The sequence below is a fragment of the Acidovorax sp. Root402 genome, from assembly GCF_001425125.1.
In the GTDB taxonomy this organism is placed as follows: domain Bacteria; phylum Pseudomonadota; class Gammaproteobacteria; order Burkholderiales; family Burkholderiaceae_C; genus Acidovorax; species Acidovorax delafieldii.
The window spans coordinates 145,307-169,200 of the sequence record NZ_LMDQ01000014.1 but is presented as its reverse complement, the minus strand read 5'-3'; the positions used below and the strand labels follow the sequence as shown (position 1 = coordinate 169,200).

Here is a 23,894-nt window from a genome sequence, read left to right as displayed (position 1 = left end):
TCAAGCGTCCACCATCGTCAGCGCCGACTCCATGTCGACGGCCACGATGCGCGACACGCCCTGCTCCTGCATGGTCACGCCGATCAGTTGCTCGGCCATTTCCATCGCGATCTTGTTGTGGCTGATGAACAGGAACTGTGTGCCCTTGCTCATGCTGGACACCAGCTTGGCATAGCGCTCGGTGTTGGCGTCGTCCAGCGGCGCGTCCACCTCGTCCAGCAGGCAGAACGGCGCGGGGTTGAGCTGGAAGATGGCAAACACCAGCGCGATGGCCGTGAGGGCCTTTTCGCCCCCCGACAGCAGGTGGATGGTCTGGTTCTTCTTGCCGGGTGGCTGGGCCATCACCTGCACGCCGGAATCGAGGATTTCGTCACCGGTGATGATGAGCTTGGCCTGGCCGCCCCCGAACAGCTCGGGGAACATGCGGCCAAAGTGCGCGTTCACGGTGTCGAACGTGCCCGAGAGCAGCTGGCGCGTTTCGCCGTCGATCTTGCGGATCGCGTCTTCCAGCGTGTTCATGGCCTCGGTCAGGTCGGCGGTCTGCGCATCGAGGAACACCTTGCGCTCGCTGGCCAGCTTCAGTTCATCCAGTGCGGCCAGGTTGACCGCGCCCAGTGCCGCGATCTCGCGGTGCAGGCGGTCGATTTCGCTCTGCAGGCCGCCCATGCGCACATTGCCCTCCTCGATGGAGCGGGCCACGGCTTCCAGATCGGCCTGGGCGTCTTGCAGCAAGGTGGTGTATTGCTCCAGGCCCAGGCGCGCGGCCTGTTCCTTGAGCTGGAACTCGGTGATGCGCTGGCGCAGCGGGTCGAGCGCGCGCTCCAGCTGCATGCGGCGCTCGTCGCTGGCGCGCAGCTTGGTGGTCAGGTCGTCGTATTCGCTGCGCTGGGCGGCCAGTGCCTTTTCGCGCTCCATCTTCACTTCCAGCGCGGCCTGCAGGCCGCCTTGGGCCGCGGCGTCAGAGAGACGGGCGAGTTCATCGCGCGCACGCTGCTCTTCGTCGGCCAGGGCCTTGGCCTGTTGTGTGGCGGTTTCGATGGAGCGGTTGAGTTCGCCCCGGCGCGCCTCCAGGCTGCGCTGCGAGAACGTGGCCTCCTGCGCCTGGCGCTCCAGCGTGCGCTGCTGTTCGCGGCAAGCGGTGAGCTTGCGCTCAGCCTCGATGACCTTGTCGCCCAGTTGCGCCTCGCGCTCCTGGCTGTCGGCCAGCTGCATATCGAGCTCTTCAAAGCGGGCCTCGGCGGCCACGCGGCGTTCCTGCAGGTCGGCCAGCTGGGCTTCGACCTCGGCCAGGTCGCCGTCAATCTGCTGGCTGCGGGCGCGTGTCTGCTCGGCCAGCTGGGTCAGGCGCAGGGTTTCGACCTGCAGCTCGTGGGCGCGGCTTTGTGTCTCGGTGGCTTCGCGGCGTGCGGCCACGAGGCGCTGCGAGGCATCGGCATAGGCCGCTTCCGCACGGACCAGAGCGGTGCGTGATTCTTCGGCGATCAGCGCCTGCGCGCGCAATTCCTTTTCGAGGTGCTCGATCTCCTGCGCGCGGGCCAGCATGCCGGACTGCTCCGAGTCCTGCGCATAAAAGCTCACGCTGTGGGCGCTGACGGCATGGCCTGTGGGCACAAACACCACTTCGCCGGGTTGCAGCGTGCTGCGGCGAGCCAACGCGTCGTCCAGCGTGGGCGCGGTGTAGCAGCCCTGCAGCCAGTCCACCAACACGGCACGCAGGCCCGCATCGTTCAGGCGCAGCAGGTCCGACAGGCGGGCATGGGGGGACGATGTTTCGGGGTGGCCCGCAGCGGGGGCGCTGTAGAAGGCCAGGCGCGCGGGCGGCGCGTCGTTGCCGCCCGAGCCCAGGAAGCCGCGCACCATGTCCAGGCGCCCTACTTCCAAGGCGGCCAGGCGCTCGCGCAGGGCCGCTTCGAGCGCGTTTTCCCAGCCGGGTTCGATGTGGATGCGGCTCCACAGGCCCTGCAGACCGTCGAGGCCGTGCTTGGCAAGCCAGGGGCGCAGCTTGCCATCGGTCTTGACCTTTTCCTGCAGCGCCTTCAGGGCCTCCATACGCGCCGACAGGTCGGCCTGGCGGGCACTTTCGGTGTTGACGGCCTGCTGGCGGGCGCGGCGGTCGTCGTCCAGTTGGGGCACGGACTCCTGCAACTCGTGCAGGCGGGCTGCGGTGGTTTCTGCGATCTCTTGCGCTTCTTCGAGCTGCTCGCGCAAGTTGGTCAGACGGGCCTCGTCGGGCGCGGCCAGCGCATTGCGGTCGGTGCGCAGGCGCTCGAAGCGGGCGTCCAGCTGGCGGCTTTGCTCGTCAAAGCTGCGCTGCTCGGCAGCGAGCACGCCAATCTGCTGCTGCACCTGCACCACGGCAGTCCGTTGCTCGGCCGTGCGGCTTTGCGCCTGGCGCAGGGCCTCTTCCAGGTCGGGCATCTGCATGGCCTGCTCTTCGACCTGGGCGGCCAGCAGCTCGGCGCGTTCTTCGGCGTCCACACCCGCACCGGCCAGGTTCTCCAGCTCGATGTCGGCCTCTTCCTTGCGGGTCTGCCACTGGGCGATCTGCTCGGCCAGTTGCACCAGGCGCTGTTCCACGCGCTGGCGGCCCTCGACCACGTAGCGGATCTCGGCTTCGAGCTTGCCGACCTCGGCTGTGGCTTCGTAGAGCTTGCCCTGGGCCTGGTTGACCTGGTCGCCCGCGGCGTAGTGGGCCTGGCGGATGGTTTCGAGGTCCGACTCGACCGCGCGCAGGTCGGCCATGCGCGATTCAAGGTCGTTCACGGCCTGCAGGCCGTCCAGGCGCACCTTGTTCTGCTGCTCCTCGGCCTCAGCCCGCTTCAAGAACCACAGCTGGTGCTGCTTGAGCGTCGCATCGGCGTGCAGCGTGTTGTATTTGGCGGCCACCTCGGCCTGCTTTTCGAGCTTTTCGAGGTTGGCGTTCAGCTCGCGTAGGATGTCTTCGACCCGCGTGAGGTTCTCGCGCGTGTCCGACAAGCGGTTTTCGGTCTCGCGGCGACGCTCCTTGTATTTGGAGACGCCCGCAGCCTCTTCGAGGAACAGGCGCAGTTCCTCAGGGCGGCTTTCGATGATGCGGCTGATGGTGCCCTGGCCGATGATGGCGTAGGCGCGGGGCCCCAGGCCGGTGCCCAGAAACACGTCCTGCACGTCGCGCCGACGCACGGGCTGGTTGTTGAGGTAGTAGCTGCTGGTGCCGTCGCGGGTGAGCACACGGCGCACGGCCACCTCGCCGTACTGACCCCACTGGCCGCCTGCGCGATGGTCAGAGTTATCGAAGACCAGCTCCACACTTGCGCGGCTGGCCTGCTTGCGGGTAGTGGTGCCGCTGAAGATCACGTCCTGCATGCTCTCGCCGCGCAGCTCGCTGGCCTTGCTCTCGCCCAGCACCCAGCGCACCGCGTCCATGATGTTGGACTTGCCGCAGCCGTTGGGGCCCACCACGCCCACCAGTTGCCCGGGCAGCATGAAGTTGGTGGGTTCAGCGAACGACTTGAAGCCAGAGAGCTTGATCGAGGTAAGACGCACGGATCAGAAGGCGGATAAATGCAGGAGGGACGCGGGGGTCAACCAGGGCGCCGGTGCGCAGTCCCGGCGTAAAACACACCGGCAGGGCCGGGTGTGGGCAAGGCCGGAATGATACCGCGCCGCCTGCCCGCCCCCCGGCCTCCAGGGCTGTGGGTGGCGCCTGGGGCAGCTGCGCAGGCGAAAAATCGGCAAAACCGGCCTGATGCGCTAGTGTGATATGGCTTGTTTGCTATCAAATTTGATAGTCAAAAGCGGGCAACGTCAATGCAGCACACACACCTGGTTACGCCCACCCGACTTGGCCTGGAACAGGGCCTCGTCCGCACGGGCCACCGCCTGGGGCAGGTGCTGCAGTGCAGAGATTTCGCACGCGCCAATTGACACGGTGAGCTGCTCGGGATCGGTGATGCTCTCCACCGCGCGGCGCAGTTTCTCGGCCACCTTCATCGCGTCGGGCAGCGCGGTCTGCGGCAGGCAGACCAGAAACTCCTCGCCGCCCCAGCGAATGATCTCGTCGCCACGCCGCAAGGTGTCGGTCAGCACCCGGGCCACCGCCTGCAGGGCCTTGTCGCCCGCGTCGTGGCCAAAACGGTCATTGATGCTCTTGAACCGGTCCAGGTCCATCAACAGGATGGACGAGACGGGCTCAAACAGCGAGGCGCGGTACACGCGCCGGTCGATCAGGTCCACCGCATGGCGGTTGAGCAGCCCGGTGAGCGCATCGTGGTAGGCGGCGCGCTGCAGCTCCTGGCGTTCGGCGGCCACGGTCATGAGGGAGCCGAACAGCTCGGCCAGCCCTGCAAACAGGCTGACGCCGACTTCATCAAAGTAGCCATCACGGTCGGCATACAGCACAAAGATGCCGCTGTAGCCGTTGAAGGTGGAGGCGATGGGCAAGGCCAGCACATGGTGGATGTCGTGGTGGCGGGCTGCGTCGCGCCAGGGCCCAAACGGCGAAAACTGCGACACCGTGAAAGGGCCTGCAGACTTGCCGTCCAGCGTGGTGAAGGCAGGGCCAATGCGGGTGAGCAGGTTGCGTTCGATGTTCAGCGATTCGGCATATGCCGCCGCCGGGCCTGCAAACACCTGCGGGCGGATGGTGTGCGTGTCGGTCGGACCGAACCAGGTCCAGGCCAGGCGGATGTGGCTGGAGACATCCACAATGGCCTGGCATACCCCGCGAATGATCTCCAGCTCGCTGCGCCCCAGGATCAGCTTGGCCGAGCGCTTGAGCAGCATCTCGGCAATCACCGAGCGTTCGCGCTGCGCGTCAAAGCCCTGCGTCAATGGCGAGGGTGCGGGCGGCGAAGGCTTTTTGAAGAACATGAAGGCGGCAGCGGTGGAGCGCCTGCATCATAGGTGGCGCAGCCAGACTGCGGTTGCAAAGGGTTTCCGGCGGCGTGTTGCCACCTGCACTCCGCGCAACACACGCCACCCTGCGCCCGCCGCACGCCGCACGCCCCGCGTCATCCAAGGCGCCCATCCAGGGCGCCATTGGTTCGGCGCACCAGCGCCTCAAACTCCGCCACTGCCACGGGGGGGCTGAGCAGGTAGCCCTGCCAGGCGTGGCAGTGGTGGCGCTCCAGAAACTCGCGCTGCGCCTCGGTCTCCACGCCCTCCGCAATCACGCGCAGGCCCAGGCTGGTGCCCAGTGCCACCACGGTGCGGGCAATGGCCGCGTCATTGGGGTCGGTCAGCACGTCGCGCACAAAGCTCTGGTCGATCTTGAGCTGGTCGAGCGGCAGGCGCTTGAGGTAGCTCAGCGACGAATAGCCCGTGCCAAAGTCGTCCAGCGAAAAGCCCACGCCGTAGCCCTTGAGCTGGCCCATCTTGTCGATGGTGTCTTCCACGTCTTGCAGCAGCAGGCCTTCAGTCATCTCCAGCTTGAGCTGGTGGCCGTCAGCCCCCGCACCCGCCAGCGCCGCGAGCACCTGGGCAACAAAGCCGCTTTGGTGGAACTGCCGTGGGCTCACGTTCACGGCCAGGCTCAGCAAGGCAAGGTCGGGCTGCTGGGCCCATGCGGCCAGCCGCCGACAGGCTGCCTGCAGCACCCACTCGCCCAACGGCAGGATCAGGCCGGTTTCTTCGGCCAGCGGGATGAAATGCGCGGGCGAGATGAATCCATCGCGCGGGTGCCGCCAGCGCAGCAGCGCCTCGGCCCCGGTAATGCGGCCGCGGTCGATCTGGGGTTGGTAATACAGCTCGAACTGGCCCTGGGCCAGGCCCACCCGCATGTCCAGCTCCAGCGTGGCGCGGGCGCTGACCGCGGCCTGCATCTGAGGGTCATAAAAGCGCAAGGTGTCCCGCCCCGCGTTCTTGGCCTGGTACAGCGCCAGGTCGGCACGCTTGAGCAGCTCGTCCACGGTCTCGCGCGTGCCGCTGTAGATGGTGACACCCATGCTCAGCGAGCTGTGGTGCGCAGCGCCATCTATCTGGTAGGGCTCGCGCAGCACACCCAGGATGCGCTGACCTACGTCCTCGGCGCGCGCTGCAGCCTCCTCGGGACTGTCGCCCAGGTCTTCCAGCACCACCACAAATTCGTCGCCGCCCTGTCGGGCCACGGTGTCGTCTTCGTGCACACAGCCGCGCAAACGGTGCGCCACCTGCAACAGCAAGGCATCGCCCCGGTCGTGGCCCCGGGTTTCGTTCACCGTCTTGAAGTTGTCCAGGTCCAGCATCAGCAGTGCACCACTGCGCTGGTGGCGCGCGCTGGTGGCCAGCGCCTGCTGCAGCCGGTCCATCAGCAAACGGCGGTTGGGCAGGCGGGTGAGTGGGTCGTAGTAGGCCAGCTGGTTGATCTCTTCCTCGGCGGCTTTGCGCTCGCTCAGGTCCTGCATGGTGATCAGGCGACCCCCCTCGACAAAAATGCCGGAAATCTCCACCGGCTTGTACTTGCCGTCCGCACAGCGGATCGTGTACTCGGCCAGCGGGATCACGCCCAGGTGCCTGGTGTCGAGCAGCCTTTGGCGGATCGCGTCGCGCTCCGCAGCGTCAGGGTAGGCGCGCTGCCACCAGGTGTCGGTGTCGGGCACCTCCTCCTGCGTGTAGCCGCAGATCTGGACATACCGCTGGTTGCGAAAGCTGATGAGCCCATCGTCCTGCACCAGGCACAGGCCCATGGGCAGGCGCTCCAGAATGCTGCGCAGGCGTTGTTCATTGGCCCGCAGGTTTTCTTCCATGCGCTTGCGCGCAGTGATGTCCTGCACCACGGCAATGTGGTGGCCGGGCGCGGAGCCTGACGCCCACATCGACGACACGGTCAGGTCGCCCCAGACCTCGTGCCCGTCCTTGTGGATGTAGCGTTTTTCCAGCCGGTACTCGGGCACATCGCCGCTCTGTAGCCGCCTCACTTGCGCCAGGTCCGCTGCCAGGTCATCGGGGTGGGTGAGGCTCTGAAAGGTCATGCCCACCATTTCCTCCGGGCTGTACCCCAGAATGTCGCCGTAGCGCTGGTTGACGCGCACAAACTGGCCCGTGGCCGAGTCCACCTGTGCGACACCCACGGTGGCCTGGTTGAAGAGCGCACGGAACCGCTCCTCACTCTCGCGCCGGGCATCGTCGGACAGCTGGGCGCGCACCAGCGCCAGGGTGCGCTGGCGCACCAGCAGGGCCACGACGGAAGCCAGCAACAACGACACCACTGCGGCCGCCAGCCCGGCCAGCCACGGCAAACGCGTTTCCGACGCCGTCAGGAACGACCGGGTCGGGTAGAAAGTAAGCTGCCAGCGCCGGTCATGCACCCCCAGCTCACGCACCAATGGCCGTGCACCGGGCAGGCCCGGGGCCGTCTGCTCCAGCAGGGGTCGCACCATGGCATCGCCCGAATCCGGGCGCACCGGGCCGAGATCCGCCATGGCGACAGCGATGCCGTTCAGAAACCCCTGGCTGCCCAGCCCCTGCACCAGGTCATAGACCCGCAAGGTGGACGCCACCGCGCCCACAAAACGCTGCTCGGCCGTGCCGGCGGTGGGGTCGAACACCGGCACGCGGATGACGATGCCTGCGCGATGTGTTGTCTCTTGCAGCAGATCGAACGGAGCAGACACCACGGTCTGCCCGCTGTCGCGGCTGTAGCGCATGGCGGCCAGGTTGGCGGGCTGGGCACTGATATCCAGGCCCAGCACCCCTTCATTGCCGAACATGGGCCAGAGATACTCGGCCACGAAGTACTCGGCACGATCGCCGGGTGGGTGGATCTTGAACTGGGGCAAACCGTCGGGTGACAACGAAGTGTCCGCCCTCACCCTGGCCTCGTAGGCCTCGCGCTCACGCCCAGGCACCCAGCGCGTGAAAGACAGGTTGCGAACACCGGGGTAGCGCTGGCCCACCTCCATCTCGCTGGCGGCCCGTTCAAAGTCCAGGCGCGACAAGCGGGGGTTGGCCGTGAACAGGCCCCGCAGGCCGTTGACCACCTCGGTGTGACCGGCAATGCGCTGGCTCAGCGCCTCGGCAAACGCCCGCGTCTCCTGGGTGAAGCGCGCTTCTTCGATCTGCGCCATCGACGCAGCCTGGTGCTGCGCCAGCCACAGGCTCACCACCAACCCCAGAACGGCCACACCCATGCCCGCCACCCAATGCCGATAGCGGCTTGGGGGAGCCAGGGCAGCCAGCGGGGAAGAAGTGGAAGAAGTCAGAGACGTGCCTTTGCTTTGCTGGCCGGGGAGCCGACCAGACACCATGCAAATTGCGCAGGATAGCGGCAATCCAGCCACTGTGGAGCCAACATTTGGTTACGGCGAAAAATTTAAGAAAAAAGTGCCTCTAGCGCCACAGCGACTTACCTCACAAGCTATGAAATGATGAGCATATTTCCGAACCAGAACGCCCACGGGTTTACCCGACGACTGCCCCTGGCGCCACGGGGTACGGCGCGAAACGGCTGCGGTTTTCATTCACATCCAACGCCCGCCCGATGGGCGGAAACGCGCGTTGCGGACAGGCGTCTCGCTCGCACACCTTGCAGCCCATGCCGATGGGGACGGCGGCCTCGGGGTTGGCCAGGTCCAGCCCACGTGAATACACCAGCTGCGGCGCGTGGCGGATGTCACAACCCAGGGCTACGGAGAACTCCTTGCCGGGCACGCCCCAGCCGCCGCCGGTGCGCGATACCACACGCGCCACCCACAGGTAGGCGCGGCCATCGGGCATGCGCGCCACCTGCGGCACGATGCGGCCTGGCTGTGCGAAGGCCTCGTACACATTCCACAGTGGACAGGTGCCGCCGATCTTGCTGAAGTGAAAGTGTGTGGCCGACTGCCGCTTGCTGATGTTGCCCGCGCGGTCTACCCGGATGAAGAAGAACGGCACGCCGCGCGCACTGGGCCGCTGCAGCGTGGACAAGCGATGGCACACGGTCTCGAAGCCCACACCAAACTGCTGGCCCAGCCGGTCGATGTCGTAGTGCGCCGCTTCGGCCGCCTGCAAAAAGGCAGTGTAGGGCAGCACCAGCGCCCCCGCAAAGTAGTTGGCCAGACCGATACGCGCCAGCGCCCGGGCCTGGTCGCTCGACAGCCCGGCGCCAGCGGCCAAACGTTGCAGCTCGGCGCCCTGCTCCAGAAACGCCAGCTGCGTCGCCATCTGAAACGCCCGCTGCCCCCGCTCCAGGCCAGCCGCCAGCTGCAACACGCCGGCATCGGCCTGGAATACCCGTTGCGCCTGCCCGGGCAGGTCGGCCACATCCACCACGCGCACGCCATGAGCCTGGTGCAGTCGCTGCGCCAGCGCTTCATCCGCCCGCCCTGGCAGCAGGCCCCATTCAGCGGCACAGCGTTCGGCAGCATCGTCCAGCTCGGCAATGTGGTTCTGGCGTGCAAAAAAGAAGTCGCGCACCTCTTCATAAGCCATGGGCGGATGGTGGGCCACGGTGCCCTCGCCGCCCCGGTCATTGCCCAGGGCGGCCAGGCGCTCCAGCGCCTGACGGTGCCTCTGGTGCAACGCCAGCAGCGTGCGCGCCACAGCGGGCATGCCTGCGGCCAGCTCGCGGATCTCTGCCAGAGACACGGCATCGCCCGCGCCCTCCCCGCCCACACCCGCAGGCAGGTCAGCCAGCACCTCTCGAAGGCCGGTAATCAGACGCGCCTCGTCGTCGTCAGAAAACCGCTGCACATCCACACCGAACACGGCGTTGATCTTGAGCAGAACGGGCACCGTGAGCGGGCGCTGGTTCTGCTCCAGCTGGTTGAGGTAGCTGGCTGACAGGTCCAGCGCCCGGGCCAGCGCCACCTGGGTCATGCCGCGCTCTTCGCGCAGGCGGCGCAGGCGCACACCCATGAAGGTTTTTTTCATTCCATCTTTCTCGCTGCTCTTTGGTCGCACCCTGATCGCCATTCGCAATATTCGCAAATTGACGAGTTTTCATTCGCAATCATTCGCCAATTTAGTGCTTACAGCGAAATGCCATTGTGCGTAAATTGCGAAGCATGACAACCCCCACTGGCACCGTCGAACTGACGGAAATCGTCTTCCCCGCAGAAGCCAACCACTACGGCACGCTGTTCGGCGGCAACGCCCTGCAGCTCATGGCCAAGGCGGCGTTTCTGGCAGCGCGCGGCGCCGCACAGCGCGACGTGGTGATGGCGGGCGTGACCGATGTGCGTTTTCTGGCCCCCGTGCCCGTGGGCCATGTGCTCACCCTGCGCGCCTGGGTCAGCCGCATCGGGCGCAGCTCGCTCACCGTGTGTGTGACGGGCCTGGCCGCCACGCTGGGCTCTCCCCCAGAAGAGGTGCTGAAGGGGATTTTTGAAATGGTGGCGGTGGATGCCAAAGGCCGTCCCGTTGCCATCACTAATTCGTATCTGAACCAGGAGACCGCATGACCACCACCACCGCAGACACCCCGGGCTTCAGGCCCAAGAAGTCCGTCGCGCTCTCGGGCGTGACGGCGGGCAACACCGCCCTGTGCACCGTGGGCCGCACGGGCAACGACCTGCACTACCGGGGCTACGACATCCTCGACATTGCAGAGGTCTGCGAATTCGAAGAAATCGCCCACCTGCTGGTACACGGCAAGCTGCCCACACGCGCCGAACTGCGTGCCTACAAGTCCAAGCTCAAGGCCCTGCGCGGCCTGCCGATGAGTGTGAAGCAGGCGCTGGAGCAACTGCCCGCCGCCAGCCACCCCATGGACGTGATGCGCACGGGCGTCTCGGCCCTGGGCTGTGCGCTGCCCGAAAAGGATGACCACAACCTGCCCGGTGCGCGCGACATTGCCGACCGGCTCATGGCATCTCTCGGTTCGATGCTGCTCTACTGGCACCACTGGGCCAGTTCGGGCCGTCGCATCGAGGTGGAGACCGATGACGACTCCATCGGTGCGCACTTCTTGCACCTGCTGCATGGCACCAAGCCCAGCGCCGCCTGGGAGCGTGCGATGCACACCTCACTCAATCTCTATGCAGAACACGAGTTCAACGCCAGCACCTTCACCGCCCGCGTGGTGGCGGGCACGGGCAGCGACATGTATTCGGCCATCACCGGCGCCATCGGCGCGCTGCGCGGCCCCAAGCATGGCGGCGCGAACGAGGTGGCGTTCGAGATTCAGAAACGCTACGACAGCCCCAATGAGGCCGAAGCCGACATCCGCCGCCGCGTGGAGGCCAAGGAAGTGGTGATCGGATTCGGCCACCCGGTCTACACCGTGAGCGACCCACGCAATGTGGTCATCAAGGGCGTGGCACGCAGTCTGTCGCACGCCGCTGGCAGCACCAAGATGTTCGACATTGCGGAGCGGCTGGAGACGGTGATGTGGGAGGTCAAAAAAATGTTCCCCAACCTCGACTGGTTCAGCGCCGTGAGCTACCACATGATGGGTGTGCCCACCGCCATGTTCACTCCGCTGTTCGTCATCGCACGCACCAGCGGCTGGGCGGCGCACATCATCGAGCAACGCATCGACAACAAGATCATCCGGCCGAGTGCGAACTACACCGGGCCCGAAGACCTGGCGTTCGTACCAATCCAGGACCGCAAGTAAAACCAAACGGCCGAAGCCCCCTGCCCCACGCTCATGAACACTCTGTATCGCAAGAAGCTGCCCGGCACGCAGCTCGACTACTTTGATGCCCGAGAGGCCGTCGAAGCCCTGCAACCGGGCGCCTGGGCCACCCTGCCCTACACCGCCCGGGTCCACGCCGAAAACATCGTGCGCCGCGCCGATCCGGCCACCATCAACAACTGCCTGCGCCAGCTCGTCGAGCGGCGCAGCGACCGCGACTTCCCCTGGTACCCGGCGCGCGTGGTGTGCCACGACATCCTGGGCCAGACGGCGCTGGTGGACCTGGCGGGCTTGCGCGATGCGATTGCCAAGGAGGGTGGCGACCCGGCCCAGGTGAACCCCGTGGTGCCAGTGCAGCTCATCGTGGACCACTCGCTGGCCGTGGAGTGTGGCGGTTTCGACCCCGACGCGTTTGCCAAGAACCGCGCCATCGAAGACCGCCGCAACGAGGACCGCTTTCACTTCATCGAGTGGACGAAAAAAGCCTTTGCCAACGTGGATGTGATCCCGGCGGGGAACGGGATCATGCACCAGATCAATCTGGAAAAAATGTCGCCCGTGGTCCATGCCGACCGTGGCGTGGCCTACCCCGACACCTGTGTGGGCACCGACAGCCACACCCCCCATGTGGATGCCCTGGGCGTGATCGCCATCGGCGTGGGCGGCCTGGAGGCCGAGAACGTGATGCTGGGGCGCGCATCGATGATGCGGCTGCCTGAGATCGTGGGCGTGGAGCTGACCGGACATCGCCAGGACGGCATCACCGCCACCGATGTGGTGCTGGCGCTCACCGAGTTTTTGCGCAAGGCCAAGGTGGTGGGTGCCTATCTGGAGTTCTTTGGCGAAGGCGCCGCCAAGCTCACGATTGGCGACCGCGCCACCATCTCGAACATGGCGCCCGAATATGGTGCCACGGCAGCCTTGTTCAGCATCGACGAACAGACGCTGGAGTATCTGACGCTGACGGGCCGCGAGGCGGAACAAGTGAAGCGGGTCGAGGCGTATGCCAAGGCAGCGGGATTGTGGTCCGACACCCTCAAAGGCGCGGTCTACGCGCGCAACCTGGTGTTCGACCTGTCGCGCGTGGTACGCAACCTGGCCGGCCCCTCCAACCCGCATGCGCGCGTGGCCACGTCCGACCTGGCCGCCCAAGGCATCGCGGGCCCCTGGGCCATGCCCGCACCACAGGACGGCACGATGCCCGATGGCGCCGTGGTCATTGCCGCCATCACCAGCTGCACCAACACCTCCAACCCGCGCAACGTGATCGCCGCCGCGCTGCTGGCGCGCAACGCCAACCGGCTGGGCCTCACGCGCAAGCCCTGGGTCAAGACCTCGCTGGCGCCCGGCTCCAAGGCGGTGGAGCTGTATCTGAAGGAAGCGGGCTTGCTGGCCGACCTGGAAAAGCTCGGCTTTGGCATCGTGGCCTTTGCCTGCACCACGTGCAACGGGATGAGTGGGGCGCTGGACCCTGCCATCCAGCAGGAGATCATTGACCGCGACCTGTACGCCACCGCCGTGCTCTCGGGCAACCGCAATTTCGACGGGCGCATCCACCCCTATGCCAAGCAGGCGTTTCTGGCCTCGCCCCCGCTGGTCGTGGCCTATGCGATTGCCGGCACGGTACGGTTTGACATCGAAAAAGACGTGCTGGCGGTGGTGGATGGCAGTCCGATCCGCCTCAAGGACCTGTGGCCCAGCGATGAAGAAATCGACGCGGTGGTAAAGGCCGCCGTCAAACCCGCACAGTACCGCGCGGTGTACGAACCCATGTTCGCCATCCGACACGACGATGGCCAGCGCGTGTCGCCGCAGTACGAGTGGCGCCCGCAGTCCACCTACATCCGCCGCCCGCCCTACTGGGACACCGAGGGCATCGGTGCACTCGCCGCCCACCCGCGCACGTTGAAAGGGATGCGTCCGCTGGCCATCCTGCCCGACAACATCACCACCGACCACCTGTCACCCTCGAACGCCATCCTGCGGGACAGCGCAGCGGGCGAATACCTGGCCCACATGGGCGTGCCCGAGGAGGACTTCAACTCCTACGCCACGCACCGGGGTGACCACCTCACCGCCATGCGCGCCACGTTTGCCAACCCGCAGCTCGTCAACGAGATGGCCGTGGTGGATGGCAAAGTGAAAAAGGGATCGCTCGCCCGCGTGGAGCCCGAAGGCCGGGTCATGCGCATGTGGGAGGCCATGGAAACCTATCTGAACCGCCGCCAGCCACTCATCATCATTGCTGGCGCCGACTACGGCCAGGGGTCGAGCCGCGACTGGGCCGCCAAGGGGGTGCGGCTGGCGGGGGTGGAGGTGGTGGTGGCCGAGGGGTTTGAACGCATTCACCGCACCAACCTGATTGGCATGGGGGTGCTGCCGCTGGAGTTTGAAGCGGGAGTCAACCGCATCACGCTGGGGCTGGATGGGACGGAGGTGTATGGCGTGGAGGGAGACATGCAACCCCGTGCCCACCTCACCTTGGTCATCCACCGCAAGAATGGCGAGGAAACAAAAGTGCCCATGACATGCCGCCTCGACACCGCCGAAGAGGTCTCTATCTATCAAGCGGGTGGCGTGCTGCAGCGCTTTGCGCAAGACTTTCTTGCCAAGAATGCAGACCAAAAACAGGTGCTCGCGCCCGCCTAGAAAGCACTGTGCGCTATTAAATTTGATATTTCTTCATGAGCATCCACTCCGCACCACAGATACGCATTCCCGCCACCTACCTGCGCGGCGGCACCAGCAAGGGCGTTTTCTTTCGCCTCGACGACCTGCCCGCCCCCGCCCAGCAACCTGGCCCCGCCCGCGACGCCCTGCTGCTGCGCGTGTTGGGCAGCCCTGATCCCTACGGCAAGCAGATCGACGGCATGGGCAATGCGTCGTCTAGCACCAGCAAGGCCGTGATCCTGTCGCGCAGCACGCGGCCGGGCCACGACGTGGACTACCTGTTTGGCCAAGTGTCCATCGACCAGCCTTTTGTGGACTGGAGCGGCAACTGCGGCAACCTGTCGGCTGCGGTGGGGCCGTGCGCCATTCACATGGGGCTGATCGATGCGGCGCGTATTCCACAGAACGGCACCTTTCCGGTTCGCATCTGGCAGGCCAACATCGGCAAGACCATCGTGGCGCATGTGCCCATTGCCCATGGGCAGGTGCAGGAGACGGGCGACTTCGAGCTGGACGGCGTGACCTTTGCAGCCGCCGAGGTGGCGCTGGAGTTCATGGACCCGGCGGAGGATGGCGATGACGGGGGAGCCATCTCGACAGCGCCGGGCCGCCCCAAGCTGGCGAGGGCCCCCTCGGGGGGCAGCGAACCACACGCAGTGGGGAGCGTGGGGGCGTTATTCCCGACGGGCAACGTGGTGGACACCTTGGAGGTGCCCGGGGTCGGCAGCTTCGCCGCCACGCTGATCAACGCGGGTATCCCCACCCTCTTTCTCAATGCACAAGAGCTGGGTTACACCGGCACCGAGCTGCAGCGGGCCATCAACGGCGATGCGGCGGCACTGGCGCGCTTCGAGACGATCCGTGCATACGGCGCCCTGCGCATGGGCCTGATCCAGCATGTGAGCGAGGCCGCCACGCGCCAGCACACCCCCAAGATCGCCTTCGTCGCGCCTCCCGCCAGCTACACGGCCTCCAGCGGCAAAGCCATTGACGCCAAGGACATCGACCTGCTGGTGCGCGCGCTCTCCATGGGCCAGCTGCACCACGCCATGATGGGCACGGCAGCGGTGGCCATTGGCACGGCCGCAGCCATCCCCGGCACGCTGGTCAACCTGGCAGCGGGCGGGGGCGTGCGCAGCAGCGTGCGGTTTGGCCACCCCTCGGGCACCTTGCGCGTGGGGGCCGAAGCAGCGCAGATCAACGGCCAGTGGAAGGTGACCAAGGCCCTGATGAGCCGCAGCGCCCGCATTCTGATGGAAGGCTGGGTGCGGGTGCCGGGCGACATTTTTTAAAGCAAAAATGGCTTGATGCGCTAGTGACTCATGCGCCAACAGCTATCAAACATATAGCAACCCAGCTCACCACCCCAACCATGAACACCAGACAACAACTCAAAGCCCTGGCCCAGGCTCGCCGGGGCGTCATCGTGCCCGGCGCTTTCAACGCCCTCTCCGCCCGCGTGGTGGCCGACCTGGGCTTTGAAGCCCTCTACGTCACCGGCGCTGGCGTGACCAACATGTGGTTCGGCCTGCCCGACCAGGCCTTCATGGGCCTGACCGACATTGCCGACCACACCGCACGCATCCGCGACGCGGTGGAGCTGCCGCTCATCGTCGATGCCGACACGGGTTTTGGCAACGCCCTCAACACCTACCATGCGGTGCGTGTGCTGGAGCGCGCGGGGGCCGACTGCATCCAGCTCGAAGACCAGGTCAGCCCTAAGCGCTGCGGGCATTTCAACGGCAAGGACGTGATCAGTACCGACGAGATGCTGGGCAAGATCAAAGCCGCCGTGGAGGCGCGCCGTGATGCGGACACCCTCATCCTGGCCCGCACCGACGCCTGCGCCACCCAGGGCTTCGAGGCCGCCGTGGAGCGCGCCCAGCGCTTTCAGGAGGCGGGCGCAGACATCCTGTTTGTGGAGGCCGTCACCACGCTGGAAGAGATCCGCGCCCTGCCCCAGCGGCTGGCGGCGCCACAGTTGATGAACATGGTGATCGGAGGCAAGACCCCCATCACCAGCGCCGAAGAACTCGCCGGCTTGGGCTATGGCCTGGTGCTGTACGCCAACGCAGCGCTGCAGGGCGCGGTGGCTGGCATGCAAAAGGCCTTGACCGTGCTGCGCGACGCGCAGCGCATTGACGAAGACCCCGCACTGGTCGCACCGTTTGCAGAGCGCCAGCGGCTGGTGCGCAAAGCCGACTGGGATACGCTGGAAGCGAAGTACGCCAGGCCTTAGTGTCACCCCCGGGGCAAGAACCCGTCGCGTTTTTGCCTTCAAGGCCGCACAAGCCACCGGTGCCGGGCACAATGGGTCTTTCCAGTACACCGTGCGCGCTGCACCATGCAAAGCATTTCTTCGTTGAACCTGGTGGACCTGTTGCTCGACGCCGTCTGCATCGTGCGGGGAGACAGCTCGATTGTGTTTGTCAGTTCGGCGTTCGAGCGCATCTTTGGGTACACCCCCGACGAAGTGATCGGCAAGCGCATGCTGGACATGGTGCACCCCGACGACCTGCCCGCCACCCAACGGCAGGCCCACAACGTGACGCAGGGCGAGCTGCAGCTGCAGTTTGAAAACCGCTACGTGCGCAAGGATGGCTCCATCGCCCACATCCGCTGGACGGCCCGCTGGCTGCCCGACAAGCAGGTGCGGCTGGSGGTGGCCCATGACATCACCGCGCGCAAGGCCACCGAGTCGATGCAGGCGGTGATCTACGCCATCTCCGAAGCCGCGCACACCACACACAACCTGCAGGCCCTGTTCCAGCACATTCACCAGATCGTGGGCGGCCTGCTGCCCGCCACCAATTTTGCGGTGGCCCTGTACAACCCGCACGATGACCAGCTGAGCTTTCCGTACCACGTCAACGAGCACCTGCCCGCGCCCGAACCCATGGCGCTGGCCGAGGACCCGCGCTATGCGGAGGTGATCCGTGGCGGTGCCACCTTGCTGCTCACGCCGGACTCGTCGGTAGCAAAGGCCACGCACTGGCGCGCTGCAGCGCATGCCACGCGGACACCGCTGTATTGGCTGGGTGTGCCCTTGCAGACGCAGCGTGGCCCCCTGGGAGCACTGGTGCTGCAAAGCTACACCGAACAAGGCCGCTACACCGACAAGGACAAGGAGCTGCTGCAGTTCGTCTCCACCCAGGTAGCGGCCGCTATTGAACGCAAGCAGATGTATGAGCGCCTTGAACATATGGCGCAGTACGACCAGCTCACGCACCTGCCCAACCGCCAGCTGTTTCTGGACCGGCTCAAGACCGCCCTGGCCCGCGCGCGGCGCGACCAGACGCTGCTGTCGCTGCTGTTCATTGACCTCGACCGGTTCAAGGAAGTGAACGACACCCTGGGCCACGCCATGGGCGATCTGCTGCTGCAGCGGGTGGCGCAGCGGCTGCTCGAATGCGTGCGCGCATCCGACACGGTGGCGCGGCTGGGCGGAGATGAATTTGTGGTGCTGCTCGAAGGCGGCCAGGCCCGCGAGCACGCCTGTGCGGTGGCCGACAAGATACTCGCGGCCTTTGGTCAGGATTTCGACCTCGAAGGCCAGCGTCTGTACATCCAGCCCAGCATTGGCGTGGCCATCTACCCCGAGCATGGTGGCGAAGAGCACCGCCTGCTGGGCCACGCCGACGAAGCCATGTACCTGTCCAAGCGCAACGGCGGCAACCAGGTGCGGGTGGCGCTGGCGCCCCTGCATTCTTGATGTCCGTGATGCCAGCCCGTCTTGCACACGTCCGTCCCTGGCTCTGAGGCGACTTCGGTGGGGGCATACAACGGGACCAAGCCGCTTGTACTGCAGTGCGTGGTGCGGTTGGGTCTGGCTGTGGCGGCCTTGCCGGTGGCCCTTGCCGTCACGCTGATGCTCTATCCGGTGTGGTCATGGGTGGAGCGCACGACAGGCATCGAAAGCGTGGGCCACAGCGGGCCGGCCAGCTGGTGCTATCTGGCCGTGTGGGTGCCCATGGTCACGGCCCTGCTGCTGCCCGCAGTGTGGCGCCTGGCCAAGGCACTCTTGCGCAAGCCACATGGCCACGCAGACACATAGGGGTTCTTGGGTCGAGGTTCACCGCCGCAGGCATATCACCGCACAATGCGGCCTGGCATTCGCAACCCCGCTGGCCGGATGCTCTGACCCACCCCTGGGTCACTTCACCACACTCGGCGCCCAGCGCCACGCACCCATGCTCTACAACGCCTTGAAGCTTGTCCATGTCCTGTCCATCATCGTGTGGGTGGGGGGCATGGTGTTCGCCCATTTTTTTCTGCGGCCTGCCGCGCAGTCGCTGGAGCCCCCGCAGCGCCTGCGGCTGATGCATGACGTGCTGCAGCGCTTCTTTGTGGCAGTCACTGCCGCCGTGGTGCTGGTGCTGGGCAGCGGCCTGTGGATGATCGGCCGCGCGGCCAAGCAGGCCGTTCAGACGGGCGGTGTGTTCTCCATGCCACTGGACTGGACCATCATGGCCACGCTGGGCCTCGTGATGATGGCCATCTTCGGCCATATCCGCTTTGCGTTGTTCCGGCGCCTGCAGCGTGCCGTGGCAGCGTCGGACTGGCCCAGCGGCGCCAAGGCCCTGGGCAGCATCCGCAGCTGGGTGGGCGTGAACCTGGCGCTGGGTGTGGTGATCGTCGTGGTCACGCTGCTGGTCTAGGGTCTATTGATTGGATGGGCCCGCAGCCTGCTGCCCCGCGCGGCAGCTCGCACCGCGTGGCCCCAGGAGTTTTGACGTTGTTCCGTTTCTTCGAAAGCCGGCTTCCCCCCTACCCCGCTGCAGAGCCGCACTTGCCTCCCAAGGCCTTTTTGGCCTTTGTGTGGGACGGCACCCGTGGCCTGCGTGGCTACGTGGCCGCCATGGCAGGTTTGTCCGCAGCCATTGCCATTTACGAAGCCCTGCTGTTTGCCGTGTTGGGCGTGGTGGTGGATTGGATCTCCACGTCCGCGTCTCCGGGCACGCTATGGGCCGAACGCAAAGCGGCGCTGATCGGCATCACTGCGCTGCTGCTGGTGTCGGTGGTGCTGGTCGCCTTGCAGACCAGCATCAAGCACCAGGTGCTGGCCATCAACTTTCCGCTGCGGCTGCGCTGGAACTTTCACCGGCTGATGCTGGGCCAGAGCATGGCGTTCTACGCCGACGAGTTTGCGGGCCGCATCACCACCAAGATCATGCAGACCGCGCTGGCCGTGCGCGACATGATCTTCACGACCACCGACGTGGTGATTGGCATGGGCATCTACCTGGTGACCATCCTTGTGCTGCTGGCCGGGTTTGACGCGCGGCTGCTGCTGCCGTTTGCCGCGTGGATGGTGGCCTATGGCCTGGCCTGCTGGTACTTTGTGCCGCGCCTGGGCCAGGTGGGCAAGGCGCAGGCCGACGCGCGCTCGGTGATGACCGGGCGCATCACCGACGCGTACACCAACATTGCCACCGTCAAGCTGTTCTCGCACACGCGGCGCGAATCCGAATTCGCGCGTGCCGCCATGGACGCGTTCAAGCTGACCGGCTATGCGCAGATGCGCCTGGTGAGCCTGTTCGAGATCGTCAACCAGCTGCTGGTGGTGGCCATGATTCTCGGCGCGTGCGGCACGGCCCTGTGGCTATGGTCGGCCGGCGAGGTGGGGGCGGGTGCCGTGGCGGCTGTCACCGCGATGACGCTGCGCGTATCGGGCCACGCGCACTGGGTGATGTGGGAGATGACCACCCTGTTTGAAAGCGTGGGCACCATCCAGGACGGCATCAACACGCTGACCCGACCGCGCGCCGTGGTAGATGCCCCCGACGCCAAGCCCCTGGTCGTGACCCGGGGAGAGGTACGCTTTGAGGACATGAGCTTTGCCTACGGCAGCGGCCCCGATGCCCGTCCGGTCATCGACCATCTCAACCTCACCATCCGCCCCGGCGAGAAGATCGGCCTGATTGGCCGCTCGGGCGCGGGCAAGTCCACGCTGGTCAACCTGCTGCTGCGCTTTCACGATGTGCAGTCGGGCCGCATTCTCATCGATGGGCAGGACATTGCCCACGTGACCCAGGACAGCCTGCGCCGCCACATCGGCATGGTCACGCAGGACACCTCGTTGCTGCACCGCTCCATGCGCGACAACATCCTGTACGGCCGCCCCGATGCCAGCGAGGCCGACCTGCACCAGGCGGCCGCGCGTGCAGAGGCCGCAGACTTCATCGCCACACTCACCGACCTGCAGGGCCGCACCGGCTATGACGCCCATGTGGGCGAGCGCGGCGTCAAGCTCTCGGGTGGCCAGCGCCAGCGTGTGGCCATTGCACGCGTGATGCTGAAAGACGCGCCTATCCTGCTGCTGGACGAAGCCACCAGCGCGCTCGACTCCGAGGTGGAAGCGGCCATCCAGCAAAGCCTGGACGGCTTGATGCAGGGCAAGACGGTGATCGCCATTGCCCACCGCCTGTCCACCATTGCCGCCATGGACCGCCTCATCGTGATGGACGCGGGCCGCATTGTGGAAGAAGGCACACACGCCCAGCTGCTGGGCCAGGGCGGCGTGTATGCCCGGCTGTGGGGCCACCAGAGCGGCGGGTTCCTGGGCGAATCGGAAGAAGACTGAGTCGGCGAGGACGGACACGAGCCGCCTGGGCGACACGCTGTCGCGCACGCGGCTGTGCCGCGGGTGTGTTGTCCCTACGGTGGCGGGTTTCAACCACCGGATGGAATCGCACCGATGATCAAAGTCACCGCCGTTTACCGCTGGCGTGAAGGCGCCACCTTCAACCACGACTACTACCACTCCGAGCACATGCGCATCGCCCGCGCGGCACTGCAGCCGCTGGGCCTGGTGCGGCTGGAGAGCGACCGCGTGCTCTACCCCGGCGATCCGCGCCCAGGCCAGATCGTGGCGCTGACCAACGCGTTCTTCAGCGACCTGAAGCAGGCCCAGACAGCAGCCAAAGCGACGATGGCTGAACTGTCGGCAGACATTCCCAACTACACCAACATCCAGCCCGATTCGTACTTTGCGCAGGCGTTGGAGCACTCTGTCACCACCTGACGGCCTCGTGGGTTTGCGGTGGGCGGCCCACCCCTACCCGCGTTCGCGCAAGGCCTTGAAGAGCAGGCCCAGGCACACGCCCATGCCCAGCAAGGGGATGGCGGCCAGCACCGCCACCACGGCACGCGCCAGGGGCGACCAGTCAAAGTCGCGCGCTGTGCGCCAGGCGCCCAGCGCCGCGATCAGGCCCAGCACCACCATGCCCACGCGAAAGCTGGCCCCGGGCTTGAAAAAGGCCATCAGCAATGCCCCGTTGGCCACACCAATGCCCAGCGCCGCATGGCCCAGGTGCCATGCAAACGTGGAGGTGGAGCGTCCATAGCGGGCATCTTCATGGGCATCGCCCTCGTCGCCCTCTTCGCTGCGATGCGTCGGGCCTGTGCGGCTGCGCGAGGGGCTGGGCGCCTGCGAACGCGGAGTCTGTGGCTCTGGCGGCCTGGCTGTACCTGGCGACGGCGGGGCGCCATCACCCCGCCCCCATTCACCTGCGGACAGACCCGCCGCTGCCGCTGCGCCCACCACCCGCGCGGCGGCCCCACCAGCAGCCTGAGGATTCGGGGCGAGTCCCCGCTCTTGCAGCACGGCACGCAGCCGCCCCGGCTCGCGCAGTGCCATCACCAGCGCCCGCACGGGCCCCTGCTCTTGCGGCTTGATGCGCAGGTCGGCCACCTGCATGGTGGTGCCCCGCGTATTGGCCAGCATGAACAACGCCTTGGCCACCAGGGCATCTTTGGGGCCGCCCTTGCCGCTTTCGATGAAGGTGCCCAGGTTGTAGGTGGCGTCGGCGTGGCCTGCCTCGGCCGCCTGGGCATACCAGGCGCGGGCCTGGGCCAGGTTCACGGGGCCGCCATAGCGGCCATGCTCGTCGCTGGTGCCCAGGTGGAAAGCGGCGTGCGGATCGCCCTCGCGGGCGTACCAGCCCGGCAGGTCGCGCAGGGGGTTGCCAGTCCACACCAGGGGTGCTGCGGCACCGGGCGCGGACGAAGCTGCAGCCATGGGCGCCAGGCTGAGGCCGCCGGGCGACTCTGACGCTTGCTGGGCCTGCTGCTTTTGCTGCGCCCGCTGCCGCTGCGTTTGCGCGGCGGCGTTCCACTTGGCGGCCTGCTGCGCGTCCGCCGGCCCGCCCCAGCCGCGCTCGAACATCACGGCCAACAGGCGTTTGGCGGGTTCATGGTCCCAGTCTGCAGCGCGCTGGCACCAGGAGCGCGCGTTCTCGTAGTTGGGCTGCTCCCAGCCGATCACGGTCTCCAGCGCGTGCAGAAAGGCTGCCACCTCGTGGCCCTGGGCCGCTGCGGGCTCCAGGGCGTCTGCCGCTTCAATGCGCTTGCGCGAGTACAAGGCCAGTTGCTCGCTGCGGGCCACGGCGTCATCCACCGCCTTGCGCTCTTCGTCCACGATCTGCAGCAGTGTCTCGCCCGGGGCGGCCGTCAGCCGTGCCATCAGAGCCTGAACGCGGGCCTTGGCCTTGTCCGGAAAGCGCTCGTAGAAGGCTTGGGCGTCCTTGCGGGTCTCCGCATCGTGCGCGCCCATGAGCTGCAGTGCAGCCGCCAGGTCAAAGTGCCTGCGCTGGCCCATGGTGCCAAAGCGCAGGGCCCGACCCAGCGCATACAGCGCATGGGGGTTGCCCCGCGCTGCCCAGCGCCGGTACTCGGCCCAGGCTTTGGCGTCATCGCCCGCCTGGCGCGCACGGACCGCATGGTGCACCTGCAAGTCGGGCTCCTCAGGGGCGTCGCCATTGGCCAGATAGTGCACGCCACTTTGTGGGTCATACAGATTCAGGCCCAGGCGGGCCGCCTGCTCCCAGCCATCGTCAAACGGCGGACCCCAATCCGGAAAGCGGGTGTTGATGCCCACGCCAAAGGTCGGATCGGTGATGTCTGGGCCGCCCAAGTAGATGTCCCAGAACCCGGGAAAGCGCGGCTCGACGGCCTGGGCCCACGCTGCGTACTTGGGGTTCATCGGCACCTGGGGGCCTGCCTCCACGCGCTCGTACTGCGCGTCCGCCTCGGCCTTGGTCGTGGGCCACGGCCAATCGGCGGGCTTTTCCCAGATCTGGATGGTGTAGCTCACGAATCCCTCCTCGGATGCCGCTCGGAATGCGGCTTGTTGTTTGTGTTGACGCTCGTCAAGTGCGAGCAAATTCTAGAAGCGCCCTCCGCCAGCCTGCATCGCGGCACCTCTCTGTTTTGTCCAGTGATGTGCCAGCACCACACCCGGATAACGCTCCCGCTTTTTGGGTAAAAATGGGCTGTAGCGCCGGTACTTCATGCCCAATTAGCTCTTCTTTTTATAGCAAATCATGTCCACACCACCCGTTTCCGCCATGGCCCTTGCGATGCCTGTGCCCACCGGCGAGCAGCTCAAGGCCGCGCGCGTTGCGGCCGGGCTCAGCCAGGCGCAAGCCGCCGAACTCATGGGCTACCCGCTGCAGACCGGCAGCCGGGGCGGCGTGCAATCGCGCACCTGGCAGGCGCTGGAGAGCATGACCGACGAGCGCAACATGCAGGGGCCGGTGTTTGCGATGTTTTTGTTGCTCACCGGGCAGCATCCAGATCTCGTGCTCACGCCACGTTCTCCGTCGGCGGACGCCCCCGCAAACGCGCAAGCGCCCAACCCGCAATAAAAAAGGCGGAATGGCCCGAAGGCTGTTCCGCCAAGTCTTTACAGGGAGCAAAAGGGGTC

The 23,894-nt window shown here is 66.3% G+C and carries 16 protein-coding genes; 11 read left to right on the top strand and 5 right to left on the bottom strand.

From position 1 onward, the window contains the following. From smc to ASC83_RS11960, 4 genes are all read right to left on the bottom strand, one after another. A complete protein-coding gene (gene smc / locus ASC83_RS11975; RefSeq protein WP_056062586.1) occupies positions 1 to 3,525 on the bottom strand; it encodes a chromosome segregation protein SMC in 3,525 nt (1,174 codons plus the stop codon). A 261-nt stretch (positions 3,526 to 3,786) separates the two neighbouring features. Beyond that, a complete protein-coding gene (locus ASC83_RS11970) occupies positions 3,787 to 4,851 on the bottom strand; it encodes a diguanylate cyclase (protein ID WP_056062583.1) in 1,065 nt (354 codons plus the stop codon). 140 nt (positions 4,852 to 4,991) lie between these two features. Continuing rightward, complete coding sequence (locus ASC83_RS11965) at positions 4,992 to 8,087, bottom strand: EAL domain-containing protein (RefSeq protein ID WP_056062580.1); 3,096 nt, start codon at positions 8,085 to 8,087, stop codon at positions 4,992 to 4,994. A gap of 271 nt (positions 8,088 to 8,358) precedes the next feature. After that, complete coding sequence (locus ASC83_RS11960; protein ID WP_056062579.1) at positions 8,359 to 9,810, bottom strand: short-chain fatty acyl-CoA regulator family protein; 1,452 nt, start codon at positions 9,808 to 9,810, stop codon at positions 8,359 to 8,361. Positions 9,811 to 9,944: 134 nt separating this feature from the next. Between ASC83_RS11960 and ASC83_RS11955 the strand changes: the two genes are divergently transcribed. The 10 genes from ASC83_RS11955 to ASC83_RS11910 all read left to right on the top strand — a co-directional run bounded on the left by ASC83_RS11955 (position 9,945) and on the right by ASC83_RS11910 (position 21,212). Further along, complete coding sequence (locus ASC83_RS11955) at positions 9,945 to 10,340, top strand: acyl-CoA thioesterase (RefSeq protein ID WP_056062575.1); 396 nt, start codon at positions 9,945 to 9,947, stop codon at positions 10,338 to 10,340. Further along, positions 10,337 to 11,497 carry a 2-methylcitrate synthase gene (gene prpC / locus ASC83_RS11950; protein ID WP_056062572.1) on the top strand — a complete coding sequence of 387 codons (1,161 nt, stop codon included), beginning with the start codon at positions 10,337 to 10,339 and terminating at the stop codon, positions 11,495 to 11,497. The genes ASC83_RS11955 and prpC overlap by 4 nt, the downstream gene beginning before the upstream one ends. A gap of 33 nt (positions 11,498 to 11,530) precedes the next feature. After that, the gene (gene acnD, locus ASC83_RS11945; RefSeq protein WP_056062569.1) at positions 11,531 to 14,167 is read left to right on the top strand and encodes a Fe/S-dependent 2-methylisocitrate dehydratase AcnD; all 2,637 of its coding nucleotides are present in this window, start codon (positions 11,531 to 11,533) and stop codon (positions 14,165 to 14,167) included. Between the two features lie 35 nt (positions 14,168 to 14,202). Then, positions 14,203 to 15,480 carry a PrpF domain-containing protein gene (locus ASC83_RS11940; protein ID WP_056062566.1) on the top strand — a complete coding sequence of 426 codons (1,278 nt, stop codon included), beginning with the start codon at positions 14,203 to 14,205 and terminating at the stop codon, positions 15,478 to 15,480. An 80-nt stretch (positions 15,481 to 15,560) separates the two neighbouring features. Further along, positions 15,561 to 16,427 (top strand): oxaloacetate decarboxylase, encoded by an 867-nt coding sequence (locus ASC83_RS11935; RefSeq protein ID WP_056062564.1) that lies wholly within the window; start codon positions 15,561 to 15,563, stop codon positions 16,425 to 16,427. Positions 16,428 to 16,532: 105 nt separating this feature from the next. After that, positions 16,533 to 17,900 (top strand): bifunctional diguanylate cyclase/phosphodiesterase, encoded by a 1,368-nt coding sequence (locus tag ASC83_RS11930; RefSeq protein ID WP_056062561.1) that lies wholly within the window; start codon positions 16,533 to 16,535, stop codon positions 17,898 to 17,900. Between the two features lie 21 nt (positions 17,901 to 17,921). Further along, positions 17,922 to 18,242 carry a hypothetical protein gene (locus tag ASC83_RS11925; RefSeq protein WP_156379486.1) on the top strand — a complete coding sequence of 107 codons (321 nt, stop codon included), beginning with the start codon at positions 17,922 to 17,924 and terminating at the stop codon, positions 18,240 to 18,242. Positions 18,243 to 18,378: 136 nt separating this feature from the next. Beyond that, positions 18,379 to 18,846: a CopD family protein gene (locus ASC83_RS11920; RefSeq protein WP_056062555.1), complete on the top strand. Its 468-nt coding sequence runs from the start codon at positions 18,379 to 18,381 to the stop codon at positions 18,844 to 18,846. 77 nt (positions 18,847 to 18,923) lie between these two features. Beyond that, positions 18,924 to 20,771: an ABC transporter ATP-binding protein gene (locus tag ASC83_RS11915; protein WP_056062552.1), complete on the top strand. Its 1,848-nt coding sequence runs from the start codon at positions 18,924 to 18,926 to the stop codon at positions 20,769 to 20,771. Between the two features lie 114 nt (positions 20,772 to 20,885). Continuing rightward, positions 20,886 to 21,212 (top strand): EthD family reductase, encoded by a 327-nt coding sequence (locus ASC83_RS11910; RefSeq protein ID WP_056062550.1) that lies wholly within the window; start codon positions 20,886 to 20,888, stop codon positions 21,210 to 21,212. Positions 21,213 to 21,245: 33 nt separating this feature from the next. Here ASC83_RS11910 and ASC83_RS11905 read toward each other — a convergent pair whose 3' ends face one another. Then, the gene (locus ASC83_RS11905; protein ID WP_056062545.1) at positions 21,246 to 23,282 is read right to left on the bottom strand and encodes a tetratricopeptide repeat protein; all 2,037 of its coding nucleotides are present in this window, start codon (positions 23,280 to 23,282) and stop codon (positions 21,246 to 21,248) included. 229 nt (positions 23,283 to 23,511) lie between these two features. Between ASC83_RS11905 and ASC83_RS11900 the strand changes: the two genes are divergently transcribed. Next, complete coding sequence (locus ASC83_RS11900) at positions 23,512 to 23,835, top strand: helix-turn-helix transcriptional regulator (RefSeq protein WP_056062543.1); 324 nt, start codon at positions 23,512 to 23,514, stop codon at positions 23,833 to 23,835. Positions 23,836 to 23,894: the final 59 nt, after the last annotated feature.